We start from the raw sequence: 26,105 nt of genomic DNA, 5'->3' as shown, positions 1-26,105 counted from the left end.
TCCTGAGGGATAATTTATGATATAAAAATCAATATGATTGACGTTTTTTCCTTCGCACAATTCTTGCCTCGGCTCACCGCCGCCGAAGGGCTCTTACTTTTTGGCATCAAAAAGTAACAAAAAATGCCGGCTGAAAATTTTTCTTTCAAAGCCAGTGTTATGGCTAGAACAGTGCAGTCCGAAAAATTTATTAGGCCGGTTTTAAGTAGAACGGTGATACGGTGCTATGGCCTAGCTATACGGAAATGCATGATGCCGCATTCTGCTCATTAATAGGTAATTACAAAATAACGTCAATGGTAGCGCAGCGAAGGATCTTTTATAAGCCTAGAATATAACCACATAAGAAATATCAGAACATGTAAGCCCTTAATGCCTAATATTCTAAACAAATAGGCAATTTCAGCTCTCTGCACAATGCAATCCAAAATAGTAGTACTATCCTGGCCACCTAAACCCGTATTTTATGGTTTTTGCAAATAAAATATGAAATATTTTAGGCCGCAATATACAGATCTATCTGATACGGTCTGTCTTTCAATACTGCTGCAAACGCTCTGCTGATAAGTTTATTCCTTAATACGTTTAGAACAGCTGAATGATGCTTTCCTTCTTTTATCTTTCTATCATAATATCTTTTGAACTCATTATCTTTTTTGATTGTATTGAGGGCGCACATAGTAAGTAGCGTTTTTATCCTTTTATTGGCCAGATGGCTAACCTTTGGCTTTCCCTTTAATGTTGTTCCAGAGGTATTTCCGAATGGGGCGATACCACAATAACAGGCAAACTTCCTGGGGTCATCAAATAGAGTGAACCCTTGAGTAAGGACCACGATAAACATCGCTGTTTGAGGACCTATACAATATACAGAGTTGACCAGACCATATTGCTTTTCAAGTTGTTTGTCCGCTTTTACACAGCTTAGGAGTTCCGTTTCAATCATGTCAATTTTTTTGTCGTATTCTGTGATTAGTGACTTTCTAATCCCTAATGTAAAATCGGCTGAATCTACATCGAAGGCCTCCAGTTCTCCACTTGCATTCTTTAATGCGGTCTGTTGCTTCACAAGCTGCTTTCTACAGCTCAATAATGCTTTAGCTTACTTATCGTTTTGCTCGGAAGTTTGAAAAGAATAGCTTTACGTCTGTGCAAAAAACCATAATTAGCTATTTCAGCAGCATCTGCCTTGTCAGACTTGCCACGTTTTAAGCCAAGAGAACGTTTCAGTCTCAGGGCGTTTTCAACCCACAGGTTCCCGCCTTGTCCATCAAAAAATGTACAGATCGGAAGTGTATAAAGTCCGGTATCCTCTGCGCAAAAAAGCATCTCAGCAATCGAAAGACCGGTAAGATCCTGCATCCAGGCCATCATTTCGGCACAGCCTTCCTCATTATTGCTGAAGGTGCCATGAAGCTGCTCATCAGGATCCTCAGCAAGAAAAAAAACGACATCTATTTTTATTTTTGAAACGTCGATGCCCGCAAATAATCTGTAATTCATAACTTTGAGTTGTTAAGTGGAAAAACAAACCTTCATGTTGAATAAAACTAAATCCCTTAATGGTCATGCCAGACTAAAATTCTATATGGTTCTTGTTCAACAAACGGCAGTGCTCTAATATGGGTTTTAGGTCTTTAACCTAGATCGAGCCAAAGTGCAGCACTGCCGTTAAGGTTTTTATATATTAAAATTCCGATATTTTTAAGAATAATCAAACCTAAGGGATCGCAGTAGTTCCGATGCTTTTGATAAATTACCTATCAGATCAATCTGCATAGGATTAACGGAGAGCGGGACTGCAGTAACCTAAACGCATCTGTAACTGATTTCCAGAAAAAGAAGTAAGTTTTTATGCAGCTTGTTCAGGCGAGCAAGTTGGAGATCGATTTTGACTGTAATTTGTTGTTATAGATCTCTCCATTTCGCTGTGCTACAGTCGAGATGACGATCGAACTAGTGGATTCTGTCATGGTATAGCTTCGGATCATTTATTAGCAAAGAATATTAACCATGTAAGAAATATAAGAAAATTAAAGCTCATGTGTCCTTTAATACCTTATATGGTAAATAAATAGGTACACCATACAACCCAAAATAGTACTACGATCCGCGCCACCTAAACCCGATCGCAGTAGTTCCGATGCTTTTCGATAAATTACCATACCAGATCAATTTGCATCGGATTAACGGAGAGCGGGACTGCAGCAACCTAAACGCATCTGTACCTGATTTCCAGAAAAAGAAAAAAGAAATTTTTTATGCAGTTTGGTGAGGTGCAAATCATGGAATGGGTTTGTCATTTTAACACAACTGAACGATGTATTAGCTGCTGTTATAGAATTTCTCCATTTCGTTGCACTTCAGTCGAAATGACGGAATTATTTCAAAAACACTAAACAAAAAAAGACCATCTTTCGATGATCTTTCCGCTAAGTATGTTTAGTTTTGTTTATTTAACTTTTTCCTGAGCTCTTGCAATGTAAGCATCAATTAATTGTGCTTCTGCGCTCTCCGGATATTGCGTTTTTATTTTGGTATAAGCTTCAACCGCACCTTTAAAATCATTTTGGCTTTCATTAACCAATCCTAGCTTCTTTAAAAACATAGGTGAAGTAAATTTACTGGCTTTATCAGCCGCTTTTTTATAATAAGTGGTCGCTTGTTTGTAGTCTTTCAATTCGCTGTAAGCATCACCCAATAAACCTAAAGCCAATGGATCTGCAACCGGGCTGCCGGTAGCGCTATATTTGCTTAATGCCTCTATTGCTTGTTTATATTCGCCTTTACGTAAGTAAATGCCGCCTAGATAAAGGTTAGCTAGGTTTGCCGATTTGGTGTTATCATATTCTTTAGCAATCTGCTCAAAACCCGGGTAACCACCTTCGCCTTTAACTGCTCTGTTCGATAATGAATCTACACCAACAAACTGCTCTGCTTTATACATTTTGCTGGCGGCTTCTTCAGCACGCCCTTTTAAATACACGCCTTGATACCAAAGATATATTAAAACTAATAAAACTACAGCACCTGCGATAAACAGTAAGCTCTTATTATTCTCTTGTAAAAATGAACCTTTTTTAGTTGGTTGAATTGTCTGGTTATCTGTTGTAGACATGTTTGTTTAAAAAATTTAAGATTGCAAAAATACATTTTTCAATCAAAGTATCAACCTTTATTTTGAAGTATTTAATTAAACATTAGTTAATTAGGCGTTCAGTTCGTAAAATCATCAAGGTCATTAGCGTAGCAAGCTAATAAGTGTATTAAACCAGGTTTGGTTATCGCTAAAAATCCCGGTATGGTTAATGACCAGGTACACGGTCTGGCTTTCAGAATTGCTTAACACAGACCTGATTCTGATCGGCTGCCAGAATGCACCAAAGTTTTTGGCTGATGAAGCTGGGAATAAATCGTCGAATCCCATATAAACCTCTTCAATATGGGATAATGGTAGTTCCAATTGTTCATCCCCGGTAATGAAAATACCATTGGAGGCTAGTAAAATGTCGCCCTCGTGATTATGGACAGGTTTTAAAAATGAAAATAACTCCGCTATTTTTTTTACCCAGTTCGAATTTTTATTGCTGTTTAGTTCATGATCATAAGACCATAGAACATTTCCTTCCAGCATTTTTTGTGCAACCATTGATTCCTCCTTGCGATGAAAGTACAATTTTTTTAAATCTTATTAACGTTTATTTTAAACAATGGGTTTTAAGAAGTTAAAAAAGGGTAAATTTGTGACATATTTATGTGGTTAAAAAACATTACCCTTTTAAATTTTAAGAATTATACAGATGCAGATCTCCATTTCTCGGAAACTGTAAACGTATTTACGGGTAATAACGGCGCTGGCAAAACGAATATGCTTGATGCGATTCACTACCTCTGTTTGTGTAAAAGTTACTTTAATCCCATCGATAGCCAGCAGATCAAAACCAATGAAGAGGTTTTCATGATCCAGGGCGATTTTGACCGCAATGAAAAAAATGAAAAAATTTCTTGTGGCGTAAAGCGAAACCAGAAAAAGCAATTTAAACGAAATAAGAAAGAATATGATAAGTTGGCCGATCATATTGGCCTTTTTCCGGTGGTAATGGTTTCTCCCTATGATGTAAACCTGATTATGGAAGGCAGCGAGGAGCGGAGAAAGTTTATCGATAATGTGATTTCGCAAACCGATGCACATTACCTGGATCAACTGATTACCTACAACCGCATCCTGTTGAACCGGAATGCTTTGCTAAAACAGATTGCCATTACCAGAAAATATGATCCTACGCTGCTCGAAATTTTAGATGAACAGCTGGTTATAGCCGGCAACAAAATATTTGCTGTCCGTAAAGCTTTTATGGATGAGTTTATTCCACTGTTTAATCAATACTATACCTATATTACTGAAAACAAGGAAATTGTAGAGTTGAACTATCAATCGCAATTGAATGATGCATCTTTTGAAGAGTTGTTAAAAAAGTCGGTAGAGAAAGATCGTATATTGGAGCGGACCACAACTGGTATCCACAAAGATGAACTGGCTTTTGTGATCAGCGGAATGCCTTTAAAAAAGTTTGGTTCGCAAGGGCAGCAAAAGTCTTTCTTAATAGCTTTAAAAATAGCACAATATGCTTATCTTTCTAAAAACAAGGGGTTTAAGCCTCTACTTCTCTTGGATGATATTTTTGATAAGCTCGATGATAACCGCGTTCAAAAACTCATGCAAATGGTTTCACACCATGATTTCGGACAGATATTTATTACAGATACCGGGAAAGAAAGAGTGAAATCCATTTTTGAAAAAATAGAAGTTGATGTAACTTTGTTCGAAGTAGATAACGGAACCATACAAAATGCGTAAACCCAACGATGTTACCTTAAAAGATGCGATCGGCAAAATGCTTGACGTATACCGTTTACGACGTAAGTTCGATGAAACCTCAATCTTATCCGTCTGGCCTGAGATTATGGGTACTGCAATTGCCAACAGAACCAAGCAGATTTACATTCATGATAAACGACTTTTTTTGAGGATAGAATCTTCCGTGATCAAAAACGAACTGATTATGGTAAGACAGGGGATTATCCAGAAACTGAATGAGCATGCCGGTAGCGAGGTGATTACCGAAATGGTATTTTTATAAGGGGTACAAAAGGGCAAAAGCTTAAAGTTTCTGCCCTTTATATTTTAATAGGACTGATCATCCCGACTAACGACTATAGACTTTGGACTCAGGACTAAACTAACTCCTGCCTCCGCCAAATATTTTGGCCAAAATCCAGATGACCAGCGCCACTACTACTACCACTACAATTACGCCTACCCAAACGCCGGCTTTAAATATACCTTCTACCAGTTCACAACTGCTTAAGGTGGTGCATAAAAATGCAATCAGTACTAAAGGGAATGCTTTTTTCATATTCATGTTAATTTGTAATAGCTAACATTGAATAGCGAAGAAAGTTTTAAAAATTCCTGGATTCTGTCTTGCTGAACTTGTCTCAGCATCTTTAGATAGGGTTAAATGTGGTGTCGGATGTTTCCATCTGACACAATGGAAAAGTCCATTTTGAAAATCACGCTTGTTTAAACAAACAGTCAGCCGGTAACAGCTGACCGCACAGTATGGTCTAAATGTGGTGTCGGATGTTTCCATCTGACACAATGGAAAAGTCCATTTTGAAAATCATTCTTGTTTAAACAAACAGTCAGCTGGTAACAGACTGCATAGTTCTTCAAAAAAAATCGTCATCTCAAACTGCCTATGCTTGCTTGAGAAGACGATTTCTGGTAATTTCATTAGATGGTCTACCTCACATTTTCCATTTCATATACCATCTCACATTTCAATTTATTTCCCGTTAACCTTTAACAGTTCTACTTCAAAAATCAAAGTGCTGTAAGGAGGAATGTCTGCTCCTGCACCGCGTTCACCATAAGCCAGGTTGTACGGGATAAAGAATTTGTATTTTGAACCTGCAGGCATTAGTTGAACACCTTCTGTCCATCCCGGAATTACCCGGTTCAGCGGGAAAGAAATCGGCTCACCTCTGTCATAAGAACTGTCGAATTGTTTTCCATTTAATAAAGTGCCTTTATAATGTACCAGTACCGAATCGGTTGCCTGTGGTTTAACGCCGGTACCGGCAGTTAAAACCTCATATTGTAAGCCACTTGCAGTGGTTTGTACACCCGCACGTTTTTTGTTCTGTTCTAAGAAATCTTGTCCTTCTTTCATAATTGGTGCATATTTAATTTTGTTTGCAGCTTCTTCAGCCTTGTTTTTTATTGATGATGCCTTTGTTATCGCTTCGCTTATACATTGTTGGGCCTGCTGTTGCGTTAACAAAACCTTATCGCCGGTAAATGAATCTTTCAGGCCTTTTAATAATACATCGTAATTTAAGGTAGAAAGGCCGGTTGTTTTTAAACTGGCTCCGATTGATGTGCCAAAAGCGTAACTGGTAGAGTCTAAGGCCGATTTTAAGCCACCCATTTTTAAAGTTGATGTTTTGGTTACTGCGGTCGTTTTTTTTACAGCTGGTTTTTTTGCTGTTGTTTTGGTTTGCGCATAAGATGCACCAGCGATACCAGATAAACATACCGCTAATAAAATTCGTTTCATTGTTTGTTTTATGTTGTAATTAATTCCAGCAGGTATAACTGATGGATCATATTTTAAGGCCGAAAGATACAAAATAGATAAAACAATAAAACCCCGAATATTCGGGGTTTTATTGTAAATTTTTTGTGTCGGCAGTTAGAAACGTTCGTCTGCTTTGAAGAAGAAGTTACCTTCAATTTCTGCATTTTCATCAGAATCTGATCCGTGAACCGCGTTTGCATCAATCGATTTTGCATATTTCTGACGGATTGTACCTTCAGCAGCTTCAGCTGGGTTAGTAGCACCGATCAATTTTCTGAAATCTTCAATTGCATTGTCTTTTTCTAAAATAGCGGCAACAATTGGTCCTGAAGACATAAAGCTTACTAAATCTTTATAAAACGGGCGCTCAGCGTGAACAGCATAAAACTGACCAGCAGTTTCTGGTGTAAGTTTGGTATATTTTAATGCAATGATTTTGAAACCAGCATTAGTAATGTCGTTAATGATTGATCCAATATGGCCGTTTGCTACAGCATCAGGCTTAATCATGGTGAAAGTTCTGTTAGTACTCATTGTGTTTTGATATCAATTTTCTGCAAAAATACGTTTTAATTGACGAATAACCAATAAGCATATTTTTTCAGCAGAGATTAGAAGGTAAAATAGTTTAAAATAGCTTATTAGGCTTGTTTTATAGATGATCCGGCTAATAGTACTATCCATATACATGATCTCTTTTAAAACTATAATCCTGCTAATCCTAAAATCTTTAAATCCTAATCAAAATTTACTTAGCTTTGCAGCGCAAAAATATATGCTTACACTAACTGAATTAAAAACATTATTGGCTACGCCACAACGTATTGTGATCACTACGCATCACAAGCCTGATGGTGATGCGATGGGATCATCCCTGGGTTTGTATGGATATTTAATTCAGAAAGGCCACCATGTTAAGGTAATTACACCAACGGATTATCCTACTTTTTTGCATTGGATGCCAAATAACAGCGATGTAATTATTTTTACAGAAGCACAGGAAAAGGCTGCACAACTGGTGGATGAAGCTTCACTCATATTCTGCCTTGACTTTAATACCTTAAGCCGTATCAATGAATTAGGCGAATTAGTTAGGGCCGCTGGTGCCAAAAAGATTATGATCGATCATCATCTTGAACCAGAAGATTTTGACGACTATCGCCATTGGGATATCAATGCCTGTGCTGCAGCACAATTGGTTTATGATTTTATTGTGAACCAGTTGCAAGATGGTGAGCTGATTAACAAAGATGTAGCGTCTTGCCTGTACACAGGAATCATGACCGATTCTGGGTCGTTCCGCTTCTCATCAGCAACAGCTGAAGTATATCGCATTGCTGCAAATCTGATTGATCTGGGGGCTGACCAATCGAAAATACACGAATTGGTATACGATAACTCAAGCGAAAACCGACTGCGTTTTTTAGGGTATTGCCTGTCTAATAAACTGGAGGTTTTAAGAGATTATAATACCGCCCTTATTTCGGTTACTAAAGAAGAATTGGCACAATACCATAGCATTACCGGCGATACGGAAGGTGTGGTAAACTATGCACTTTCCATTAACGGCATCCGTTTGGCTGCGCTGATTATAGAGCGTACTGATAAAGTAAAATTATCGGTGAGGTCTACCGGCGATTTTCCGGCTAATGAAATCTGCAAGAAATATTTCAATGGCGGTGGGCACAGGAATGCGGCGGGTGGTGCATCAGAAAAACCGTTAGCTGATGTTGTAAACGAATTTAAATCAATATTAGCAGAATATAAAGAACAATTGATAGCTTAGAAAACAAGAAATTAAAACAATAAAAATTTTAAAAAGTCAAATTAATAAATGAAAAAGGGAATTATTATTCTAGCAGCAGCCACTTTAGGTTTAGCAGCATGTAAACAAGAGAAAAAGGGAGCTGGAGGCTTATTGTATACAATCCATCACTCGGCAGGTAACGAAAAAATCAAAGAGGGTGATATCGTGAAAATGAATTTTATTCAAAAAAATGATAAAGATTCGGTTTTGGCAAACACCTTCGAAAGTGAAACACCTGCGGTTTTTCCTGCACAGAAAAAGATGTATGCTGGCGATATGAACGATGTTTTAACATTGTTTGGAGAAGGCGATAGTGCTACTTTTAAGGTAAACCTGGATACTATGGCATTTCATAGTAAACAACCTAAACCAGAGCAGTTCAAAAATGATAAATACATTACTTTCACGGTAAAAGTTGAAAAAGTAATTAAGAAAAAAGCTGGCGAAGCCGATTCTACCTTTAACAAACGTGCACAAGAGTTTTTCCAGGCCGATTATAAAGCCAGTTCTGAAAAAAAGAAAGCTGCTGAACCAGCTAAATTAAAAGCTTATTTAGAAGACACCAAACTGGCCACTAAAACAACTGCAAGTGGTTTACACTACATCATCGAAAAACCTGGAAGTGCAGAAAAACCAGCTTTAGGCGATACCGTATTGATTGAATATACTGGTAGGGTAACTAAAAAAGGTAAAGATGGTAAATACAAAATCTTCGATACAAGTGATGAGAAACTGGCAAAAGCAGAAAACGAATTTAAACCAGGTAAACCTTACGGTCCTCAAAAAATGCCGGTTGGCGGTACAATCCCAGGATTTACTGAAGCTTTACAATTAATCGGTAAAGGTGGTAAAATAAAGGTGATTATCCCATCTAACTTAGGTTATGGCGAACAAGGTGCACCACAGGTTGGTATTATGCCTTTCAGCCCGATTGCATTCGATCTTGAAATTAAAGATATCATCAAAGGAAAGCCAGCTGCAGCTACTTCAGCTCCGGTAACGGCCGCTCCGGTTAAAAAATAATATCTAATTAGGTTTTAAATCCTGCTTATTCATGATAAGCAGGATTTTTTTTGCCTGCTTTTTTTGACGCTGAACATAGAAATAAAACCTTCCAAAGATTTTTAAAAACTTATTATAGCCTATCTTTGTATGATCAGATAAAGTAGCCTGTTATCCGTAAATGGGTGATAGGCTAATTTTTAATTAAAATATTAAATGAAAAAAGGAATAATTATTCTCTTGGCAGCAGCATCAGGGCTAACTGCTTGTAACAAGTTCGAAAAGGGTGAAGGAGATATGACTTACAAGATCTATCAAAGTGAGGGTAAGCCAAAAATTCAGGAAGGTGATTATGTAAAGCTAAATGGCGTTCAAACCGTAGAAACCAACAACAATCCCGATTCGGTAATGGTCAATACATACGACAATGAACGTCCTGCATTCTTTGCCATTAGTAAATCGATGTTTAAAGGCGATTTGGCCTCTGGACTAAAACTGCTGGGTGAAGGGGATAGTGCTGTCTTTAAACTGAACCTGGATTCGATGGAGAAATATTCAGGTCAGCCGAAACCAAAAGGGTTAAAGTCGAATATTGCGTCATTTACCATTAAAATTGAGAAGGTTTTACATAAAGGAAAGGATCCCGATTCTATTTTTGAAGCAAAGAAGAGACTTTTTTTTGAAGCTGAATACAAAGCTTTAAATGATAAAAACAAAACGGTAGAGCCTGCCAAAATAGCTAAGTATATTGAAGAAAACAACCTGAAGATGACTACTGCACCGTCTGGCTTGCAGTATGTGATTTATGCTCCTGGAAACTCTGAAAGAGCCACTTTAACAGATACAGTTTTAATTGATTACACCGGCCAGTTTACCAATAAAAAATCAAATGGGGGATTAAACGTCTTTGATACTTCAAATGCTAAAATTGCAAAAGAGGCTGGTATTTTCTCCGAAAATGTACAATATGTACCACGAGGCTTACCATTGGGCCAATTGCCACAAGGAGTGATCCAGGGTATTCAAATGATTGGAGTTGGTGGCAAGATCAAAATGATTTTGCCCTCTAAATTGGGTTTTGGGGAAAGTGGCGGCGGACCCATCAATCCGTTTACACCATTGGTTTTCGATGTCGAATTAAAAGGTATTATTAAGCCAAATGCAGCTTTGCCATTAGCTAAATAAAATTTATTAGACTCGCAGGTTTTCAAAACCTGCGAGGTCTTCAATCTAAATCCAATCTTTAAAAGGTTTAACCGTGAGGTTAGAATTGTAATATTTTGCCTCTTCGGTAACTTCGGTACTTATCCAATCTGGTAAATCAAAACGCTCATCTTCACTTTCCAGTTCTATTTCTGCAACAATTAATCCTTCATTGTCGCCGGTAAATACATCAACTTCCCAAAGTTTGCCCTTAAACTCAATTTCGTACCGGGTTTTCGAAAGCTCGGAAACCGCGAAGTTATCCAGCAATTCTGTGGCTTCGCCAACCGGAATCTCATATTCATATTCCAACCTCGACGCACCAATGGTTTGCCCTTTGATGGTTAAAAAACCTTTAGTTTCTGTTGCCCTTACCCGTATCGTTTTAGTTTGATCAGTTAACAGATAACCCTGCCTTAAAAGTTTCCCTTTTGGCTTAGTTAAGTTATCCCACTCTGGCTGATGGATTAAAAATTTGCGCTCTATTTCTTTTCCCATTTTATCTTGCCCTTTTCTGTAAATCTGCAACAGGCATACTGATCAATCTTCCGATAGGCTGTTTACCACGATAGGTAATTACGCGCAACATACTGGCATCTTTAGGCACCTGTAATGCAGCCGTATACTTAGGGTAAAAACGGTCAGGCGTAGAGTTGTCAAAACTGTAGTAAATGTCTAAGCCATCTATTTCTGTTGTCAGTTCTACCATCAGCTGTTTGTCTGCGCTGCGTTTTACGGTAAAAATCGGATCATAGATAGCAGGTGAATATTTAATCTCTGCTAAATCCAATCGTTTGAAATGCTGTTGCGTACGATCGACGAAATTTGTCCAGTTTTTCTTGTCAATCGGGCTCCAAATGGATTCAGCAATAGCAAATGCACGTGGGTAAAGCATGTATTCAACCTGGCGGAAAGTGAAAATCTGCTCTGTCCAAAGGTTAGCCTGTGCCCCAATAATGTACTTTGCATTTACACTTGCAGGAACAGGATTAAATTGGTAAGCTTTATTTAACCTAAGCGAAGCATATACTTTTGGCTCCGTAATAGCGTCAGCCTGCATATAGTCCAGATAGGCGAAATCGGTGGGGCTCATCACCACATTGTGTTTATCATTGGCGGCCTGGATCCCGTATTTCATTCCCCTCCAACTCATTACTGCAGCTGTTGGCGATACTCCTCCTTCAAGAATCTCGTCCCAACCCATAAATTTCTTACCTTTCGAAATCACGATCTGTTCTACACGTTTTTCGAAATATGCCTGAACCTGCGGCATGGTTTTCAAGCCTTCACGAACCATTAAAGCTTTAATCTGATCGTTCTTTTCCCAAAAATTATGCGGCGCTTCATCGCCACCCATGTGGATGTATTCGAAAGGGAACAGGTTAGCTACCTGGGTAAGTACCGAATCTAAAAATACGTAAACCTTTTCATTGGCCGGGCAAAGTGTATTATCAACCAAGGCCGTTGGTGGCGCACCACGGCTCCAGTCCATTATCTTCTCTCCTGAACGAACTTTATAATTAATGGCTTCAGGTGTGCATGATAGCTCTGGATAGGAGGCAATGATAGCTAAACTATGTCCCGGAACATCAATTTCCGGCAATATGTTTACAAAACGTTCCTGTGCATACTGAACAAGTTCTTTAATGTCGTCCTGGGTATAAAATCCGCCATAAGTACGGGGCTCATCAGGTGCAGGTGGAGTAAAATCACCGAAAGTTCCGGTTTTTTTAACACTCCAGGCACCGATTTCGGTTAATTTCGGCAAGCCTTTAATTTCAATCCTCCAGCCTTCATCATCGGCAAGGTGTAAATGTAAAAGGTTGAATTTATAGCGTACCATACCATCAATAAACTGTTTTACTTCTTGCTTGGTAAAAAAATGACGGGCAACATCGAACATCAAACCTCGCCAGCCTAATTTCGGATAGTCTATTACATCAACACAGGGTGCTTTCCATTTGATTCCATTTACCAGCTCTTTACTTTCTATTTCGGCTGGGAAAAGCTGCAGTAATGATTGAATACCGTAAAAAATACCGGCCGGCTGGTTAGCTGTGATGACTACCTGCGTAGGGTTAACATTTAATTTATAGCCCTCCTTACCCAGTTGTACGTCTTCCTGCGTATTTAAAATCAGTTTGATGGTAGGATGGGATGAATTGCTTACCGAACTCACAAATTTTCCCGTGGCAGTTGTGATCCTGTCAGACAGATAATTAATGGATTGCTTTAATTCTGTACTTTTAGCCGCCTGTACAATTATATTTTCAGGCAAAGTAAATGTACCTGCCTTTTTTACCAACGATACAGGCTCAGGTATAATGGCAATTGGTGTTGGTACCACTTCACTTTCTGCAGCGCCGATTTCAGTTTCGGTAACAATATTCTGAGCGGAGATATTAGCTGCGAAAAAGCAGCAGGAGATAATCAGGAATAATTTTTTCATGAAAATAATTAAAGCGGATTGACCGGATAAGTATAATCTGCAATTTATTAAAAAAGATTTTAATTGGAGGTTTTTGTTTTCTCAATTTAACCACTGAGTTTACTGAGAGAGGCACAAAGCACGCAGATTAGTAGGTTGATGAGCTGGAGATTAGTCAGTCCGGAGGCGAAGACTTAACCGAAAACTGTTATGACGTTACGGGAAATGGAGCTGTTTTATTTACAAAAAACGTCTCAGCCATTCCAGCGCTTTCTCTTTATCTGTAAATGATTTAATCGGAATAGGTGGGTTCTGAAACTTAAATAAAATCTTCATAATCAATTGTGCCAAACCAGGTTTCGAAACCATGGCCATGGCCTTATAGATTTGAGGTAACTGCTCGGTTGAAAATTTTCGCGTTTCTTTGTCTGGTACGGGAGAATTTTTTAAATAAATTAACAATGGAACTTTCCTATTATTGGTGATTTTCTTTACCAGCTCAACATTGGCCTTAATATTTTCTACGGTACGTAAAACGCTTTTACTGTATGAAATCAGTATGCCATCATCCGTTAATAAATAATCGGCAATTTCGCCTTCTATAAGTTGATTGATGTTGTCGCTTTCCATGTTATTTCTTTACTGAATATCGCCTCATGTTTGTCAAAACTCCCTTCCCATAAAGAGCGCTATTTATCGGCATATCTATTTGCTTTCATTTTTGAGCCTGGTCTTAATGGCGTGAACAAAAGCCTCATGTATGTTTTTGCAAAAAGGGCTTTGCTGATCTTTCAGCCGCTCGGGATGCCATTGTACGAATAACAAAAAAGATTTTCCGTGAGGTTCAATCCTTTCCATGGCTTCGGTAACCCCATCAGGAGATAGGGCACTCACCACGAGTCCTTTTCCTGTTTTATCGGTACTTTGGTGGTGGTTGCTGTTTACCAATCCCTTATCGGTATTCACCATCTGGCTTAGCCATGAAGTGGGATTTACAATAATCTCATGATAGCGGTCTGATTTATCATGCATTTTCGAATGATCAAATTTGCCCCAAGTTGGGATGTCGGGAATCAGGGTGCCGCCAAAAAATACATTTCCGACCTGCATGCCCCTGCAAATACCTAAAACCGGAATAGAATTGGCTTCGGTATACGTTAATATCTTAAATTCGAATTCATCGCGTTTTTCGTCTACATCATCATCATAACAGTAAGCATAATATTCAGGCTGATCGTAAAATCTTGGATGCACATCTTCACCACCAGTTAAGACAATACCATTACATTTTTTAATCTCGTCGAAATTATCGAGTTTATATCCAAGCTGGATCACTGTTATATCTACACTATAGGATAAAACCCAATCCCGATAGATGTCGAATTTGCTGCAATCGGTAACGCCAATGATTATTTGATCAGCCATATCAATTATATTCGTTCTATTTCACGAATTACAAGATTACAAAAATTACCCTTAAAGTGATAAATAAAAGGCTTTTGACACTAGTTTTAAGATGGCAATTATTTCGAAGCACTTATCCTCACTAACCTTACAGCAATATTTGTTAATTTTTTTAAAGTGCTTTTGAGCATTTACCAGTTTTCTTATCTTGCATTACCAAACAATATCTTTATGTACAAAAATGCGCTCCAACCCTCTGCAAATTTTAAGAAAATGGCTCGTAAATCTATTCTGGCTATTTTATTATTTGTAGTAACCTACCTGCTATTGGTTTCTGCCGCGGTGGTTTTAACTATCCTTTCAGCGTACGCTGGACTTATGCTCATCGTAGCCAAGCCGATGGTAATTACGATTATGCTTGGCGGTGGATTGATCTGTTTTGGCGTGTTAATCTTAATTTTTTTGGTGAAGTTTATATTCAAGGTTAACAAAATTGACCGCTCTCACTTAACACAGGTTACCAAAGCAGAACAACCGGCACTTTTCAAAATGATTGACGAAATTGTGATCGCCGTAGGTACTGATTTTCCTAAAAAGGTTTACTTTTCGTCAGAGGTTAATGCCTCAGTATTTTACGATTCCAGTTTTTGGAGCATGTTCCTTCCGGTAAGAAAAAATCTGCACATTGGCCTGGGGCTTATGAATACGATATCAATCGATGAGCTAAAGGCAATTCTTGCACATGAATTTGGGCATTTTTCACAAAAGAGTATGCGTACCGGTAGTTATGTATATAATGTTAACCAAGTGATCTACAATACACTTTACGATAACGAAGGCTACAGTCATTTTGCCCAACAGATCGCAAATGTGAGCAATTACTTCGCATTTTTTGTTGTGTTAGCTGGTAAAATAACCGGTGGAATACAGTTTATATTAAAAAAAATCTACGATGTTGTTAACCTGAACCATTTGGCACTTTCTAGGGAAATGGAATTTCATGCTGACACCGTTGCGGCAAGTATTGCCGGCTCCGATGCTTTGATTACCGCTCTTCACCGCTTACAGCTTGCTGACTATTCGCTGAACAATGTATTTAGCTATTATAATGATAAAATAAAGGATAAGGAAAAAACCAATAACATTTTTCCACAGCAAAAATTTGTGATGGATTTTTATGCCAGTCTTCAGCAGATCAGGACAGTGCATAATCTTCCAATAGTGTCAGAAGAACATTATAATAAATTCAATAAAAGTAAACTCGTTCTGAAAGATCAATGGTCTTCACATCCAAGTACTGCAGATAGGGTAACACATCTTAAGCAACTGAATTTTCCGTTGAAAAGTTATGGTTCCGGTATAGCAATAGATTTGTTGGTCAATAAAGATGAAGTACTTGAACAGATTACAAAAAAGCTTTTTGATGCAGTAGATTATGGAGATACTCCTCTAATTTCAGATTTAAGTAAGTTTGAAGAAGGTTTTTTTGAAAATCAGCGACAAAATGCATTTCACCAGTTATATAATGGCTATTTTGATTTCAGAAATCCACCTCACGATCTCGGTGCTGATGCATTTGAAAAAACAACATTTACCATCGCGTTAGATGTTGAGGATTTTTTTAGCGATGAAAATTTAAGTTTGATATATCTCCATGACGGTATTAATGAAGATTTAAATCTGCTTAAGCAGATTGAGGATAAGACTTTTGACGTTAAAACCTTTGATTACGATGGAAAAAGATTCACACAGGATGGTTGTCGGGATTTAATTAGTCGCTTAGAAAATGAATCCAGGGATTTGGAAGATCAACTGAAGAAATTAGATATACAGATCTTTGAATATTTTCTATCTCTTTCCGCTGAAAAAGGCCGAAAGGAAGAATTTGTAAATTTTTATGGCACCTATCAAGCCATCCACTCACTTTTAGAAGACCAGAATAATTGTCATCATAAAATTGCGCAGGCGACTTCTTTCATGCATACGCGTACAGCTATTGAAACGATTGAACAACAGATGCATTTGGTCAAGAATGAAGAAATTAAATTTAAAGAAGAACTTTTAAAATTACTCGCAAACCCCTTGTACAGTGAGCAGATAAACGAAGAAGATAAAAAACTGATCGAAAAATTTACATCATCAGATTATAAGTATTTTGCAGGCGGTAGCTATTTTAATCTCCAGGTAGACGAACTTTTTGAATCGATCCAGTTATTTGTAAAGATTATTAATGTTACAAATTTTAAGTCCAAAAAGAAATTACTGGATTTTCAAGTAGAATTGGTAAACGTACATCGAAGTAAAAGCGTTAGTTTAATTGCTGATTAATCTTTTTTAAATAAAAAAGCAGGCTTTATGAAGCAATTTCAAAAAGCCTGCTTTAGTTTTTGGTCACTATAGCGACTTAGCTTTCCTGATCTTTGTTTTTATTCACAATCTGGTTGTCCCTTGTGTTTTTCTGCACCGCAATAGCACCAAAAAGAGAAAGCAGAAATGCAAAAGCATAAAATCCTTTTTCACTGGGTAACAAAGTGGCATTCCACAAACCGATTACCAGTAGGGTAATGGTCAATAATGTTGAAAACCAACTGATGCCATAATAGATCTCAGTTACAGGGATTCCTTCCAATTTATCGCGAACAGCTTTTTGCAAAGAGATAACCGCGAAAAGGCCAAACATCAATACGGTAAAATAGTATCCTTTTTCATTAAGAAGCATATCAGAACGCCACAGGCCCACGATAAAGCCGATCATTCCGGTGCCAAGGGCAATCCAGGAGGCCGCCACAAATGCATTTGATGGTTTTTGATTCATATTTGAGATTTAATTTAATTCGATAGACAAAGCTAAAGATGGGTAAAAGGTATAAAATTAAAAGCAATTGATATAAAATGTTTTTAAATCAGATGTATTTAGATATAAAAAACCAAACAAATTCCCATCTTTTGCATTATAGCTGTATACTCTTATTTTAGTCATATGCGAACATTGCTTACTTCTGCTCAAATGCGCAGTGCTGATCAGTTTACCATAGCCAACAAGCCCATTGCATCAATTGATTTGATGGAAAAAGCTGCAAGGGCTTTTGTGCAGTGCTTTTTGAGAGAGGAGTTCGATACCAGTAAAAGCGTAGCTATATTTTGTGGTAAGGGAAATAATGGGGGAGACGGACTGGCTATCGCACATTTACTTCTTGCTAACGGATATGAGAATTTAAAAGTTTACATTGTTGATTTCAGCGAAAAACAAAGCGGGGATTTTGCGATCAACCTGCAACGGATGGAGGAAACACGCTGTAAAAAAACAATTATCAGTCAGGCTGCAGATCTAAAAAACCTGAAGGCCGATATCATTATTGATGCCATCTTAGGTTCCGGCTTAAATAAACCGTTAAGCGGAGAATTTGAAGCGCTGGCGAGGACCATAAATAAGCTGAACAGAAAAGTATATGCGGTTGATGTACCTACGGGTTTTTTTGCTGAGGGTAAACTGCCAAAAGATTATAATGGAGTAAAGGCCTATAAAACCATTTGCTTTCAAAGACCCAAGATTAATTTTTTCTTTCCTGAATCGGCCATGGCGACGGAAAAATATGAGGTAGCTGATATTGATCTGGATGAAGCTTTTATCCAAAAACAGGATGCAGATTTCTATTTATTGGAAGTCTCTGATATAGAGAAGATCCTGCAGCCCCGGAAATTGTTCAGTCATAAAGGCACCTACGGCCACGCTTTGATTATAGCGGGTAATAGCCATACCATGGGTGCGGCATTGCTTTCTGCTATGGCCTGTTTACATACAGGGGCAGGATTAACCACTGCTTGCATTCCGCAAGGGGGATTAACCGCCTTAAATACTACTTTGCCAGAGGTAATGGCACTGCCAAGAGATGAATACACGAGGATAGAAGACCCCAAAAAATATCAGGCAATTGCGATTGGACCAGGCTTAGGTACCGATGCTGATCATGAAAAACTATTGGAAAGTTTGCTTATTACGAATCTTCCGCTGATTATTGATGCAGATGCACTGAATATTTTAGGCAAAAGACCCGATTTAATGGATAAACTTGTTACGAATACTGTGATCACCCCGCATGTGAAAGAGTTTGATCGGCTATTTGGCGAACACGATAACTGGTGGGACAGGGTGCAAACGGCCCAATTACGATCTAAAAAACAAGGAATCGTTATCGTGCTTAAAAACCAGTATACTTTTATCTGTTTGCCAACAGGTAAGGTACTCATCAATCCTACAGGTAATCCGGCAATGGCACAGGGTGGAATGGGGGATGTGCTTACCGGTATGATTACAGGTTTTAAAGCGCAGGGATATTCGGCACCAGAGGCCGCTATTCTGGCCTGCTATATTCATGGTCGGGCAGGCGACAATTTAGCAGAGGAGCAGTTTGTCGTTGCCGCGTCGCAGCTCGCTGCTAAAATATCAAAAGAGATTAAAACCCTCATCTCCAAATAGCTTCGATACAGTTTTTTTAAAAAAGAAAGCTTTATTAGCACCCTATACTTACAGTTCACAATTTAGATTTTACACAAATATTTTAATTAACAGATATCTTAAAAAAGGAAAACAAATTTTTATGGCACAAAGAGAATACACTTTAAATGAACTCATTCAGGAATCGGCAGAGAACCCAAATGAAAATGATTTTTTTGAGTTAGAGAAACCAGCCATGTTGGAGGTAAACCTGAAAAATCAAAAAATCCTTGCAAAAGCCGGTTCTATGGTCGCTTACATTGGAAATATCGATTTTAAAAGAGAAGGGCTATTGAGTAAAGGGTTGGGCGGTTTATTAAAAAAAGCGATCTCTGGCGAAGGAACTTCACTCATGCATGCAATGGGAACAGGCAAATTATATCTGGCAGATGAGGGCAAGAAAGTTAAAATCATCAAACTTCAAAACGAAGCTGTTTTTGTAAATGGTAATGATGTTTTAGCATTGGAAGAGAATATAAAAAATGAAATAAAAATGTTAAAAAGCATTGCTGGGATGATGAGCGGCGGTTTATTTCAGGTCAAATTATCAGGAAGCGGTTATATTGCCATTACTACACACGGCGAACCGATTTTATTAAGGGTAACCGGTAATCAGCCTGTGTATACTGACCCAAATGCTACAGTAGCCTGGTCAGAAAACTTAACGCCTAACATTAAAACCAATTTAACTTTTGGCTCTTTTATAGGCCGGGGAAGTGGCGAATCTTTTCAGTTGGAATTTTTTGGTGAAGGATGGGTATTGGTACAGCCTTACGAAGAAGTGAAGTACGCAGCAAAGTCATAGTATTGTTTGGTTAGTGGGCATGCTAACCAGTAGTCAGTAAAATGTGTAGGTCGTCATGCCGAATTTATTTCAGCATCTTTATTGCAATTAAGACCCTGAAATAAATCCGATTGCTATCGGATCAGGGTGACGATAGTTAAACAAAAAAAAACCAGCATTGATAAAATGCTGGTTTTTAATATTATAGCTAAATAATTTCTAATTAAACACCGCCCATAACGGTTAGCTTGTCCATTGTTGGATTAACACTTCCGCCCATAGGCTCTAAGGTTACGGCAAAAGCCTGTGCTTCCTGGGTAGCCTGCATTTTTACCAGCGCTTCATTATGCGTAGAATCTGTTTTTCCGAAGAGGCCTAAACTTACCGGTTTGCCATTTACCAGGGCCCATAGCTGATATTCGTGTTGGGCATCAGTTTTTGGCAGATCCATTGCTACATAATTAATCAATACACTTTTATCTTTTTTATTCCAGTACAGCTTCATTTTAGACGTTGGACTAAAAGCCTGTCCTGCCATACGGATGGTTGCCCATTCTTTGCTATCGGCCATTGCAGCCATATTGCCCAAGCCCTGGTTTTCAAACTCAAGCTTGCTTACTATTCCTGCAAATTTCTGTTTATCGAGGTTTAAGCTGGCAATCTGGTCATGTGCGGCAGCTAATTTGTTGTATGTAATAAATAATGCCGCTGTACTCACTACCAATAGAGCGATACAAGCTACTAATGCATAACGCAAAACTTTCACTTTACCATCACTTCCATCCAAACGTATAATTTTTGCTTCGTCTGTATAAGTTGGTTCAGGTTGAATATTTACGTTTGCTTCAGCGTCATTCAATCCCAATTGTTCAAATAATCTGGTTTGTATATCTGCAGAAGGTTGTACGGCGTTTTGCATAGCATACTTTTCCATAGCTAGCTCAATAGCGGCTATTTCATCCCTTACCCCAGGGTATTGGGATGCCATTTCCTCCACCCGCAATGTTTCTTCAGGTGATAAATCACCCAAAACATACAGTTCAAGTACTCCAGATTCGATATATGCTTTTAAATTTTCCACGCTCAATTAAAACTCCTTCTCAATTCAATAATAGCCAATCTGATCCGGGTTTTCACCGTACCTAATGGCAGATCTAACTTTTCTGCGGCTTCCACATGAGTGAAACCCTTGTAATAAACTAAATCAAGAACTGCTTGCAAATCCGGTTTAAGGTTATTTACAAGTTGCTTAACACCAAGAACATCGGGATTAAAAGTAACCTTGTTTTGCTCATCAACGAAACTTACGTTATTTTCTATGTCTTGGTTTTTGAGTGAATTCTTAAAATCTTTAGAACGTAATTTATCGATAGATAAATTGCGCGCAATATTCATCATCCACGTAAATAAACGCCCTTTGGTATGATCATAGTGTGCGGCAGATTGCCAGATTTTTACAAAGGTTTCCTGTAGCACATCTTCAGCAAGCTCGGTATGGGTAATAATGCGTGAAATAACGCCATAAAGTGCTGACGAATACATACTGTATAATGTTTTTAGTACCGCTTGATCTTTCGATTGCAGTGCTAGCACAAGTTCTGGCTCAGTTAGGGTTAGTTTTTTAAATGCAGTCACTATGGTTACTAAGATACAATACACAACACCAAAAGCAAAAAAAAGTTTTATAAACACATTCCTGCAAGGAATACGATTATAAAACTTTTTGCATTTACCTGAGTAAGTGAACTATACTATCCCTTCAATCGGGAAAAGGTGTTTTTCTGCATGGTAAGATGAACGAACCAGCGGACCACTTTCTACATATTTTAAGCCTTTCGCCAAGCCGGCTTCCTTATACATAGCAAAGGTATCAGGATGGATCCAGTCAACCACCGGATGGTGATTGCGGGTTGGTTGTAAATATTGGCCCAAGGTGAGGATGTGCACGCCATTGGCCACTAAATCGTCCATCGCTTCGAAAATATCTTCTTCAGTTTCGCCTAAACCAAGCATAATACCTGTTTTTGTTCTTAAACCAAATTCCGAAATTCTTTTGAGTGCTTCTAAGCTTCTATCATATTTTGCCTGTATACGCACTTGTCTGGTTAATCGCTTAACCGTTTCCATATTGTGTGAAACCACTTCCGGACGTTCTTCTAAAACACGGTATAAATTATCCCATTGTCCCTTAAAATCGGGTATCAAAGTTTCTAAAGTGGTCACCGGGCTTTCCCTGCGGATGGCTTGTAAGGTTTCAGCCCAGATGATTGAGCCCCCATCTTTTAAGTCATCACGATCTACTGAAGTAATTACACAGTGTTTAACTCCCATTAATTTTACCGAATCGGCAATGCGGTTGGGCTCGTCAACGTCAACAGCCAAAGGGCGGCCGGTAGCTACCGCACAAAAAGAACAGCTGCGGGTACAAATGTTCCCTAAAATCATGAATGTTGCCGTACCTGCACCCCAGCATTCGCCCATATTCGGGCAATTGCCACTTTCGCAGATGGTATGGAGCTTATGTGTGTCTACTAAACTGCGAACTTGCGCATATTCTTTACCAACAGGTAATTTTACACGTAACCAATCTGGTTTACGCTTTACTTCAGTCACAGCAGGTACTACTGGTAAATCAATCATGGTACAAAGTTAATGAATAGGATTGAATTGTTGCAACGCCGAAATGTTTGAGGGTTGTAATAATAGTTGGGGTATATGGCCAATTGTGGTTCATCATTAAATGGTATCCAGATATAAGTAAATTAGTTTAGCTGCCTAAAGTGCTAAAACCTGCCAGCTAAACCCTATTGAAGCGGCAGCTCCCGATTTTTCCATCGGGACTATAGCGGAAAGAGGGACTACTGCTGCCGATGAGCAGTACAGCACCTTTTCCAAAAATAAAACCGTTTTAAAATCCGTCCCAAAAAAATAAGGGATGATATGCCCCCGGAGGTTAACTGAAAATCATATGCTCAACAATACAATTTTAAAGGTTTTAACTTTCTAACTAAATCTTACATTTGCAATATGAATACTGGCTTACAGCTTTACAATACGCTTTCGCGCAAAAAGGAACTTTTTCAACCCTTAAATGCACCCAATGTTGGGATGTATGTTTGCGGTCCTACTGTTTACAGCGATGTGCACCTGGGCAATTGTCGTACATTTATCTCTTTTGATTTAATTTTCAGGTACCTGAAGTATGCTGGCTATAAGGTGCGTTACGTACGTAATATTACCGATGCAGGCCATTTGGAGGGCGATAGGGATGAAGGTGATGATAAGTTTGCAAAACGTGCGAAACTGGAACAGCTTGAGCCGATGGAAATTGTACAGAAATATACTTTGGGTTTCCATGATGTATTACGCATGTTCAATACGCAGCCACCAAGTATTGAACCCACTGCTACGGGACATATTATTGAGCAGATCGAAATGATTAAAGTGATTATGGCCAACGGTTATGGTTATGAGGTGGATGGCAATGTATATTTTGATGTAGAAAAATATAGCAAGGAATATAATTATACCATTTTAACCAACCGCAACCTTGAAGATATGCTGAACAATACCCGCGAACTGGGAGGACAGGATGAGAAACGCGGAAGGTTAGACTTTGCCTTGTGGATCAAAGCAAAGCCTGAAACCTTAATGCAGTGGCAATCGCCATGGGGCATGGGTTTTCCGGGCTGGCATATTGAATGTTCGGCCATGAGTGCCAAATATTTAGGGGCTGAGTTTGATATTCATGGTGGCGGAATGGATTTGGCAGCAACTCACCATACCAATGAAATTGCACAATCTGAAGCTTGCAGCCATAAACAACCTGCACGCTACTGGATGCACACCAATATGCTTACGGTAAATGGTACGCGCATGTCCAAATCGGCTGGTAACGGTTTTCTCCCTTTGGAGTTGTTTACGGGAGATCACCCTTTGCTAAAAAAAGGGTACAGCCCGATGACGGTAAAGTTTTTTATGTTGCAGGCGCATTACCGCAGCACTTTGGATTTCTCTAATGATGCATTGGATGCTTCAGAAAAAGGTTTCCGTCGTTTAATGTCGGCAATTGGTTTGTTGGATAAATTATCGGTTTCCGAACAAAACGATTTTGATATCGATGCATTGAAAGAAAAATGCATTAATGCGATGAATGATGATTTTAACAGTCCGATTTTGGTTGCTGAATTATTTGAGGCGGTCAGGATTATCAATACCGTTTATGATGGTAAGGGAAAAATCTCGGCAGAAGAACTGGAAAAGTTAAAGCAGCTTATCAATGATTTCGTATTTGATATTTTAGGCTTAAAAGATGAGGACGCCGGAAGCAACGACTTAAATGGCGTTTTAGATATGGTTATCAACCTCAGAACTGAGGCTAAAGCGAATAAAGATTACGCCACTTCTGACCGGATCCGTATTGGTTTACAGGAATTGGGCATTCAGCTTAAAGATGGCAAAGAGGGAACTACCTGGAGTAAAGCTTAGGCAGTTTGGGTATTGAGCAGGAGAATCGGAGCTGATTTCTACAGCCAGGCGGTTTGGCTTTGAAGTAAAGCGTGGTGAGGATGAATTACAGCCTAAAACAGGCCTTTATGTGCAATTGTTAATTACTTTTAAGGCCTTGCATTAAAGAAAATTTTATATTCGCCAAACATATTATACTAACTGATAAATGAAAAACTTATTTTCAACTGCAATCGCTTCGCTTTTAGCTTTAGGTGCTTTTGCTCAAAAAAGCGACGGAACAACCAAATCTTTAATAAATGCTGAAAAGGATTTTGCTAAGTCAATTGCCAAAAATGGAGATAAAGAAGCTTTTATAGACTACTCAACCACCGGTACGTTGGTGTTTAGGCCAAACCCGGTTAATGCCAAAACTTTTTATGCAGCAAAGGCAAATGCAGAGAATGATGTAACATGGACACCAAATCTGGCAAAAGTATCGCGCAGTGGCGACTTGGGTTTTACCACCGGAGCATATGAAGTTGGTACTTCAGAAAAAAAATATGGCCAATACTTATCCATCTGGAAGTCGGAAAACGGCAGATGGAAATTAGCCATTGATTTAGGAACGGAAAGCAATAAACCTTTGGCGAAAGTTACGCCATCATTTATAGAACCCAAAGACCACGTTGCACCGAAGTTTTTGAATGAAAGAGAAATTAAGGCGGGGAAAGAAATTATCTTAACCACTGAAAAAACATTAAATACCTTATTAAAAACACATGGTATTGCTGCTTTTGGTGGCTTTTTAACCAACGATGCACGTTTGCTTTTTCCTGGGAACGAGGCTATTGACGGAAAGGGAAAAATTATTGCTTTTTATAACAGTATGATCAGCAAAATTAACCTGAAAACAACTGGAGTAGATAAAGCAATAGGCAGTGATCTGGCTTATACCTATGGTGTTGCCACTATCGATTACAAGGCCGATTTACGGGAAAGTTTTAACTACGTTTTCGTTTATGAAAAGGCAGCAGATGCGAGCTGGAATTTAATTGTTCAGGCTTTTGTGCCAGCAGAAAGATAAACAACAAAAATGTGAATTAAAGAGGGGCTATCGATAAAAAGAGGCCCTTTTTTTATTTAGTGATTTGCTATGGTTTGCTGAAACGTTCGGGCTTAGCCCAGATCCGATAACTCCTATGTTTACAATGTTTAATTTAGTAAGCATAAAGTGAAAAGGATCGAGAGTAGACCGATGGCAAAATAACTCATGAAGTATATTGACCGATAGATACTACCTCTTTCCTTTTTATCTCTTAGAGTTTGAACAGAATGTAAGGAATTATGTATGTCATGATATCCAGGATATCCAACCAGGAGAAAAAACGAAGGGAGGTTCATCACTTTATATTAAACTTAAAATGATGAAAAAAATATTGAAGGAAGTACTGGGTGTAGATGTTGCACAAAATGAGTTGGTAGTTACCGCCGGCAGGATGTTGGATGATCTGAGTATTGATCTTTATGCCCACAAGGTTTTCAAAAACAATGAGTCTGGTTTTTTAGCCTTATTGGATTGGACAAAAAAACTTTCATGTGATGAGTTTAAAGTTCGTTTTGTAATGGAAGCTACCGGTGTCTATCATCAAAAATTTGCCTTTTACCTTTATGACCGTGGCCGTGAAGTAACGATTGTTCTACCAAATAAAATAAGTAATTACATTCGGACACTGGAAGACAAAACCATAACAGATAAAAGCTGTTCTGCGGCGATTGCACAGTTTGGGCTGGAAAGAAATCTTGATCAATGGCACAGGCCCAAGAAAGTCTTTCATGTGCTCCAACAACTCACAAGAGAGCGCGATCAGATTGTAAGTGAACGGGTTACG

26 protein-coding genes are annotated in these 26,105 nt (G+C 38.5%); 11 read left to right on the top strand and 15 right to left on the bottom strand.

Annotation, left to right across the window (positions count from 1 at the left end; translation table 11 throughout):
* Window positions 1–496: 496 nt before the first annotated feature.
* From BM107_RS24085 to BM107_RS24070, 4 genes are all read right to left on the bottom strand, one after another.
* Window positions 497–1,069, bottom strand: coding sequence for a transposase (locus BM107_RS24085; protein ID WP_090988264.1), 573 nt, complete (start codon window positions 1,067–1,069; stop codon window positions 497–499).
* Window positions 1,070–1,086: 17 nt separating this feature from the next.
* On the bottom strand, window positions 1,087–1,503 hold the full coding sequence (locus BM107_RS24080) for an IS110 family transposase (protein WP_090988262.1): 417 nt from the start codon (window positions 1,501–1,503) through the stop codon (window positions 1,087–1,089).
* Window positions 1,504–2,452: 949 nt separating this feature from the next.
* Complete coding sequence (locus BM107_RS24075) at window positions 2,453–3,118, bottom strand: tetratricopeptide repeat protein (RefSeq protein ID WP_090988260.1); 666 nt, start codon at window positions 3,116–3,118, stop codon at window positions 2,453–2,455.
* A 123-nt stretch (window positions 3,119–3,241) separates the two neighbouring features.
* Window positions 3,242–3,649 (bottom strand): hypothetical protein, encoded by a 408-nt coding sequence (locus BM107_RS24070; protein ID WP_090988218.1) that lies wholly within the window; start codon window positions 3,647–3,649, stop codon window positions 3,242–3,244.
* Between the two features lie 105 nt (window positions 3,650–3,754).
* On the opposite strand from BM107_RS24070, the gene recF reads away from it, so the two are divergent.
* Both recF and BM107_RS24060 read left to right on the top strand, forming a co-directional pair.
* On the top strand, window positions 3,755–4,858 hold the full coding sequence (gene recF, locus BM107_RS24065) for a DNA replication/repair protein RecF (protein WP_090988212.1): 1,104 nt from the start codon (window positions 3,755–3,757) through the stop codon (window positions 4,856–4,858).
* Complete coding sequence (locus BM107_RS24060; RefSeq protein ID WP_090988170.1) at window positions 4,851–5,141, top strand: DciA family protein; 291 nt, start codon at window positions 4,851–4,853, stop codon at window positions 5,139–5,141. Before recF ends, BM107_RS24060 begins: the two co-directional genes overlap by 8 nt.
* Before the next feature lie 99 nt (window positions 5,142–5,240).
* Here BM107_RS24060 and BM107_RS24055 read toward each other — a convergent pair whose 3' ends face one another.
* The 3 genes from BM107_RS24055 to BM107_RS24045 form a co-directional block, all read right to left on the bottom strand.
* Window positions 5,241–5,417, bottom strand: coding sequence for a hypothetical protein (locus BM107_RS24055; RefSeq protein ID WP_244278902.1), 177 nt, complete (start codon window positions 5,415–5,417; stop codon window positions 5,241–5,243).
* A 432-nt stretch (window positions 5,418–5,849) separates the two neighbouring features.
* Entirely contained in the window at window positions 5,850–6,623 is a 774-nt protein-coding gene (locus tag BM107_RS24050) for a BamJ family beta-barrel-assembly machinery protein (protein WP_090988274.1), read from the bottom strand.
* Between the two features lie 135 nt (window positions 6,624–6,758).
* Window positions 6,759–7,178, bottom strand: a complete 420-nt coding sequence (locus BM107_RS24045) for a nucleoside-diphosphate kinase (RefSeq protein WP_090988166.1) — start codon at window positions 7,176–7,178, stop codon at window positions 6,759–6,761.
* A 241-nt stretch (window positions 7,179–7,419) separates the two neighbouring features.
* Between BM107_RS24045 and BM107_RS24040 the strand changes: the two genes are divergently transcribed.
* The 3 genes from BM107_RS24040 (at window position 7,420) to BM107_RS24030 (ending at window position 10,638) form a co-directional block, all read left to right on the top strand.
* Window positions 7,420–8,430: a DHH family phosphoesterase gene (locus BM107_RS24040; RefSeq protein ID WP_090988271.1), complete on the top strand. Its 1,011-nt coding sequence runs from the start codon at window positions 7,420–7,422 to the stop codon at window positions 8,428–8,430.
* Window positions 8,431–8,478: 48 nt separating this feature from the next.
* Window positions 8,479–9,474, top strand: a complete 996-nt coding sequence (locus tag BM107_RS24035) for an FKBP-type peptidyl-prolyl cis-trans isomerase (protein WP_090988164.1) — start codon at window positions 8,479–8,481, stop codon at window positions 9,472–9,474.
* Window positions 9,475–9,669: 195 nt separating this feature from the next.
* Window positions 9,670–10,638: an FKBP-type peptidyl-prolyl cis-trans isomerase gene (locus BM107_RS24030; protein ID WP_090988162.1), complete on the top strand. Its 969-nt coding sequence runs from the start codon at window positions 9,670–9,672 to the stop codon at window positions 10,636–10,638.
* Between the two features lie 45 nt (window positions 10,639–10,683).
* Here BM107_RS24030 and BM107_RS24025 read toward each other — a convergent pair whose 3' ends face one another.
* The 4 genes from BM107_RS24025 to BM107_RS24010 form a co-directional block, all read right to left on the bottom strand.
* Window positions 10,684–11,154 (bottom strand): CYTH domain-containing protein, encoded by a 471-nt coding sequence (locus tag BM107_RS24025; protein ID WP_090988160.1) that lies wholly within the window; start codon window positions 11,152–11,154, stop codon window positions 10,684–10,686.
* 1 nt (window position 11,155) lies between these two features.
* On the bottom strand, window positions 11,156–13,105 hold the full coding sequence (locus BM107_RS24020) for a beta-N-acetylhexosaminidase (protein ID WP_090988158.1): 1,950 nt from the start codon (window positions 13,103–13,105) through the stop codon (window positions 11,156–11,158).
* Between the two features lie 219 nt (window positions 13,106–13,324).
* Window positions 13,325–13,714 carry a SpoIIAA family protein gene (locus BM107_RS24015; protein ID WP_090988156.1) on the bottom strand — a complete coding sequence of 130 codons (390 nt, stop codon included), beginning with the start codon at window positions 13,712–13,714 and terminating at the stop codon, window positions 13,325–13,327.
* A gap of 75 nt (window positions 13,715–13,789) precedes the next feature.
* Window positions 13,790–14,509 (bottom strand): gamma-glutamyl-gamma-aminobutyrate hydrolase family protein, encoded by a 720-nt coding sequence (locus BM107_RS24010; protein ID WP_090988154.1) that lies wholly within the window; start codon window positions 14,507–14,509, stop codon window positions 13,790–13,792.
* Window positions 14,510–14,719: 210 nt separating this feature from the next.
* Here BM107_RS24010 and BM107_RS24005 point away from each other — a divergent pair, with 210 nt between their 5' ends.
* Complete coding sequence (locus BM107_RS24005; RefSeq protein WP_090988152.1) at window positions 14,720–16,816, top strand: M48 family metalloprotease; 2,097 nt, start codon at window positions 14,720–14,722, stop codon at window positions 16,814–16,816.
* 76 nt (window positions 16,817–16,892) lie between these two features.
* Here BM107_RS24005 and yiaA read toward each other — a convergent pair whose 3' ends face one another.
* Complete coding sequence (gene yiaA / locus BM107_RS24000) at window positions 16,893–17,303, bottom strand: inner membrane protein YiaA (protein WP_090988150.1); 411 nt, start codon at window positions 17,301–17,303, stop codon at window positions 16,893–16,895.
* Window positions 17,304–17,468: 165 nt separating this feature from the next.
* Here yiaA and BM107_RS23995 point away from each other — a divergent pair, with 165 nt between their 5' ends.
* Window positions 17,469–18,965, top strand: coding sequence for an NAD(P)H-hydrate dehydratase (locus BM107_RS23995; protein ID WP_244278901.1), 1,497 nt, complete (start codon window positions 17,469–17,471; stop codon window positions 18,963–18,965).
* Window positions 18,966–19,086: 121 nt separating this feature from the next.
* The gene (locus BM107_RS23990; RefSeq protein ID WP_090988148.1) at window positions 19,087–19,788 is read left to right on the top strand and encodes an AIM24 family protein; all 702 of its coding nucleotides are present in this window, start codon (window positions 19,087–19,089) and stop codon (window positions 19,786–19,788) included.
* Between the two features lie 202 nt (window positions 19,789–19,990).
* On the opposite strand, the gene BM107_RS23985 is transcribed toward BM107_RS23990, so the two are convergent.
* From BM107_RS23985 to lipA, 3 genes are all read right to left on the bottom strand, one after another.
* Window positions 19,991–20,848, bottom strand: coding sequence for an anti-sigma factor (locus BM107_RS23985; protein WP_090988146.1), 858 nt, complete (start codon window positions 20,846–20,848; stop codon window positions 19,991–19,993).
* Between the two features lie 2 nt (window positions 20,849–20,850).
* Window positions 20,851–21,402, bottom strand: coding sequence for an RNA polymerase sigma factor (locus BM107_RS23980; protein WP_090988266.1), 552 nt, complete (start codon window positions 21,400–21,402; stop codon window positions 20,851–20,853).
* 111 nt (window positions 21,403–21,513) lie between these two features.
* Window positions 21,514–22,407, bottom strand: a complete 894-nt coding sequence (lipA, locus tag BM107_RS23975; protein ID WP_090988144.1) for a lipoyl synthase — start codon at window positions 22,405–22,407, stop codon at window positions 21,514–21,516.
* A gap of 387 nt (window positions 22,408–22,794) precedes the next feature.
* On the opposite strand from lipA, the gene cysS reads away from it, so the two are divergent.
* From cysS to BM107_RS23960, 3 genes are all read left to right on the top strand, one after another.
* Window positions 22,795–24,255, top strand: a complete 1,461-nt coding sequence (gene cysS / locus BM107_RS23970; RefSeq protein WP_090988142.1) for a cysteine--tRNA ligase — start codon at window positions 22,795–22,797, stop codon at window positions 24,253–24,255.
* Window positions 24,256–24,442: 187 nt separating this feature from the next.
* Window positions 24,443–25,300, top strand: a complete 858-nt coding sequence (locus tag BM107_RS23965) for a nuclear transport factor 2 family protein (protein WP_090988140.1) — start codon at window positions 24,443–24,445, stop codon at window positions 25,298–25,300.
* Between the two features lie 196 nt (window positions 25,301–25,496).
* A partial coding sequence (locus tag BM107_RS23960; RefSeq protein ID WP_139222337.1) for an IS110 family transposase occupies window positions 25,497–26,105 on the top strand: 609 nt, incomplete at its 3' end.

Source organism: Pedobacter suwonensis, assembly GCF_900111825.1.
GTDB classification, from domain to species: Bacteria; Bacteroidota; Bacteroidia; order Sphingobacteriales; family Sphingobacteriaceae; genus Pedobacter; species Pedobacter suwonensis.
The sequence above is the reverse complement of the archived record's forward strand: the minus strand, read 5'-3'. Positions and strand labels throughout refer to the sequence as shown.

Excerpts from the sequence above, each read along its gene's own strand:
- BM107_RS24025 (WP_090988160.1), bottom strand. The coding sequence starts at position 11,154 with ATGGGAAAAGAAATAGAGCGCAAATTTTTAATCCATCAGCCAGAGTGG.
- BM107_RS24080 (WP_090988262.1), bottom strand. The coding sequence starts at position 1,503 with ATGAATTACAGATTATTTGCGGGCATCGACGTTTCAAAAATAAAAATA.
- yiaA (WP_090988150.1), bottom strand. The coding sequence starts at position 17,303 with ATGAATCAAAAACCATCAAATGCATTTGTGGCGGCCTCCTGGATTGCC.
- BM107_RS23990 (WP_090988148.1), top strand. The coding sequence starts at position 19,087 with ATGGCACAAAGAGAATACACTTTAAATGAACTCATTCAGGAATCGGCA.
- lipA (WP_090988144.1), bottom strand. The coding sequence starts at position 22,407 with ATGATTGATTTACCAGTAGTACCTGCTGTGACTGAAGTAAAGCGTAAA.
- BM107_RS24075 (WP_090988260.1), bottom strand. The coding sequence starts at position 3,118 with ATGTCTACAACAGATAACCAGACAATTCAACCAACTAAAAAAGGTTCA.
- BM107_RS24015 (WP_090988156.1), bottom strand. The coding sequence starts at position 13,714 with ATGGAAAGCGACAACATCAATCAACTTATAGAAGGCGAAATTGCCGAT.
- BM107_RS24070 (WP_090988218.1), bottom strand. The coding sequence starts at position 3,649 with ATGGTTGCACAAAAAATGCTGGAAGGAAATGTTCTATGGTCTTATGAT.
- BM107_RS24010 (WP_090988154.1), bottom strand. The coding sequence starts at position 14,509 with ATGGCTGATCAAATAATCATTGGCGTTACCGATTGCAGCAAATTCGAC.
- BM107_RS23965 (WP_090988140.1), top strand. The coding sequence starts at position 24,443 with ATGAAAAACTTATTTTCAACTGCAATCGCTTCGCTTTTAGCTTTAGGT.
- BM107_RS24020 (WP_090988158.1), bottom strand. The coding sequence starts at position 13,105 with ATGAAAAAATTATTCCTGATTATCTCCTGCTGCTTTTTCGCAGCTAAT.
- BM107_RS24035 (WP_090988164.1), top strand. The coding sequence starts at position 8,479 with ATGAAAAAGGGAATTATTATTCTAGCAGCAGCCACTTTAGGTTTAGCA.
- cysS (WP_090988142.1), top strand. The coding sequence starts at position 22,795 with ATGAATACTGGCTTACAGCTTTACAATACGCTTTCGCGCAAAAAGGAA.
- BM107_RS24040 (WP_090988271.1), top strand. The coding sequence starts at position 7,420 with ATGCTTACACTAACTGAATTAAAAACATTATTGGCTACGCCACAACGT.
- BM107_RS24060 (WP_090988170.1), top strand. The coding sequence starts at position 4,851 with ATGCGTAAACCCAACGATGTTACCTTAAAAGATGCGATCGGCAAAATG.
- BM107_RS24045 (WP_090988166.1), bottom strand. The coding sequence starts at position 7,178 with ATGAGTACTAACAGAACTTTCACCATGATTAAGCCTGATGCTGTAGCA.
- BM107_RS23995 (WP_244278901.1), top strand. The coding sequence starts at position 17,469 with ATGCGAACATTGCTTACTTCTGCTCAAATGCGCAGTGCTGATCAGTTT.
- recF (WP_090988212.1), top strand. The coding sequence starts at position 3,755 with ATGTGGTTAAAAAACATTACCCTTTTAAATTTTAAGAATTATACAGAT.
- BM107_RS24055 (WP_244278902.1), bottom strand. The coding sequence starts at position 5,417 with ATGAAAAAAGCATTCCCTTTAGTACTGATTGCATTTTTATGCACCACC.
- BM107_RS24005 (WP_090988152.1), top strand. The coding sequence starts at position 14,720 with ATGTACAAAAATGCGCTCCAACCCTCTGCAAATTTTAAGAAAATGGCT.
- BM107_RS24050 (WP_090988274.1), bottom strand. The coding sequence starts at position 6,623 with ATGAAACGAATTTTATTAGCGGTATGTTTATCTGGTATCGCTGGTGCA.
- BM107_RS24030 (WP_090988162.1), top strand. The coding sequence starts at position 9,670 with ATGAAAAAAGGAATAATTATTCTCTTGGCAGCAGCATCAGGGCTAACT.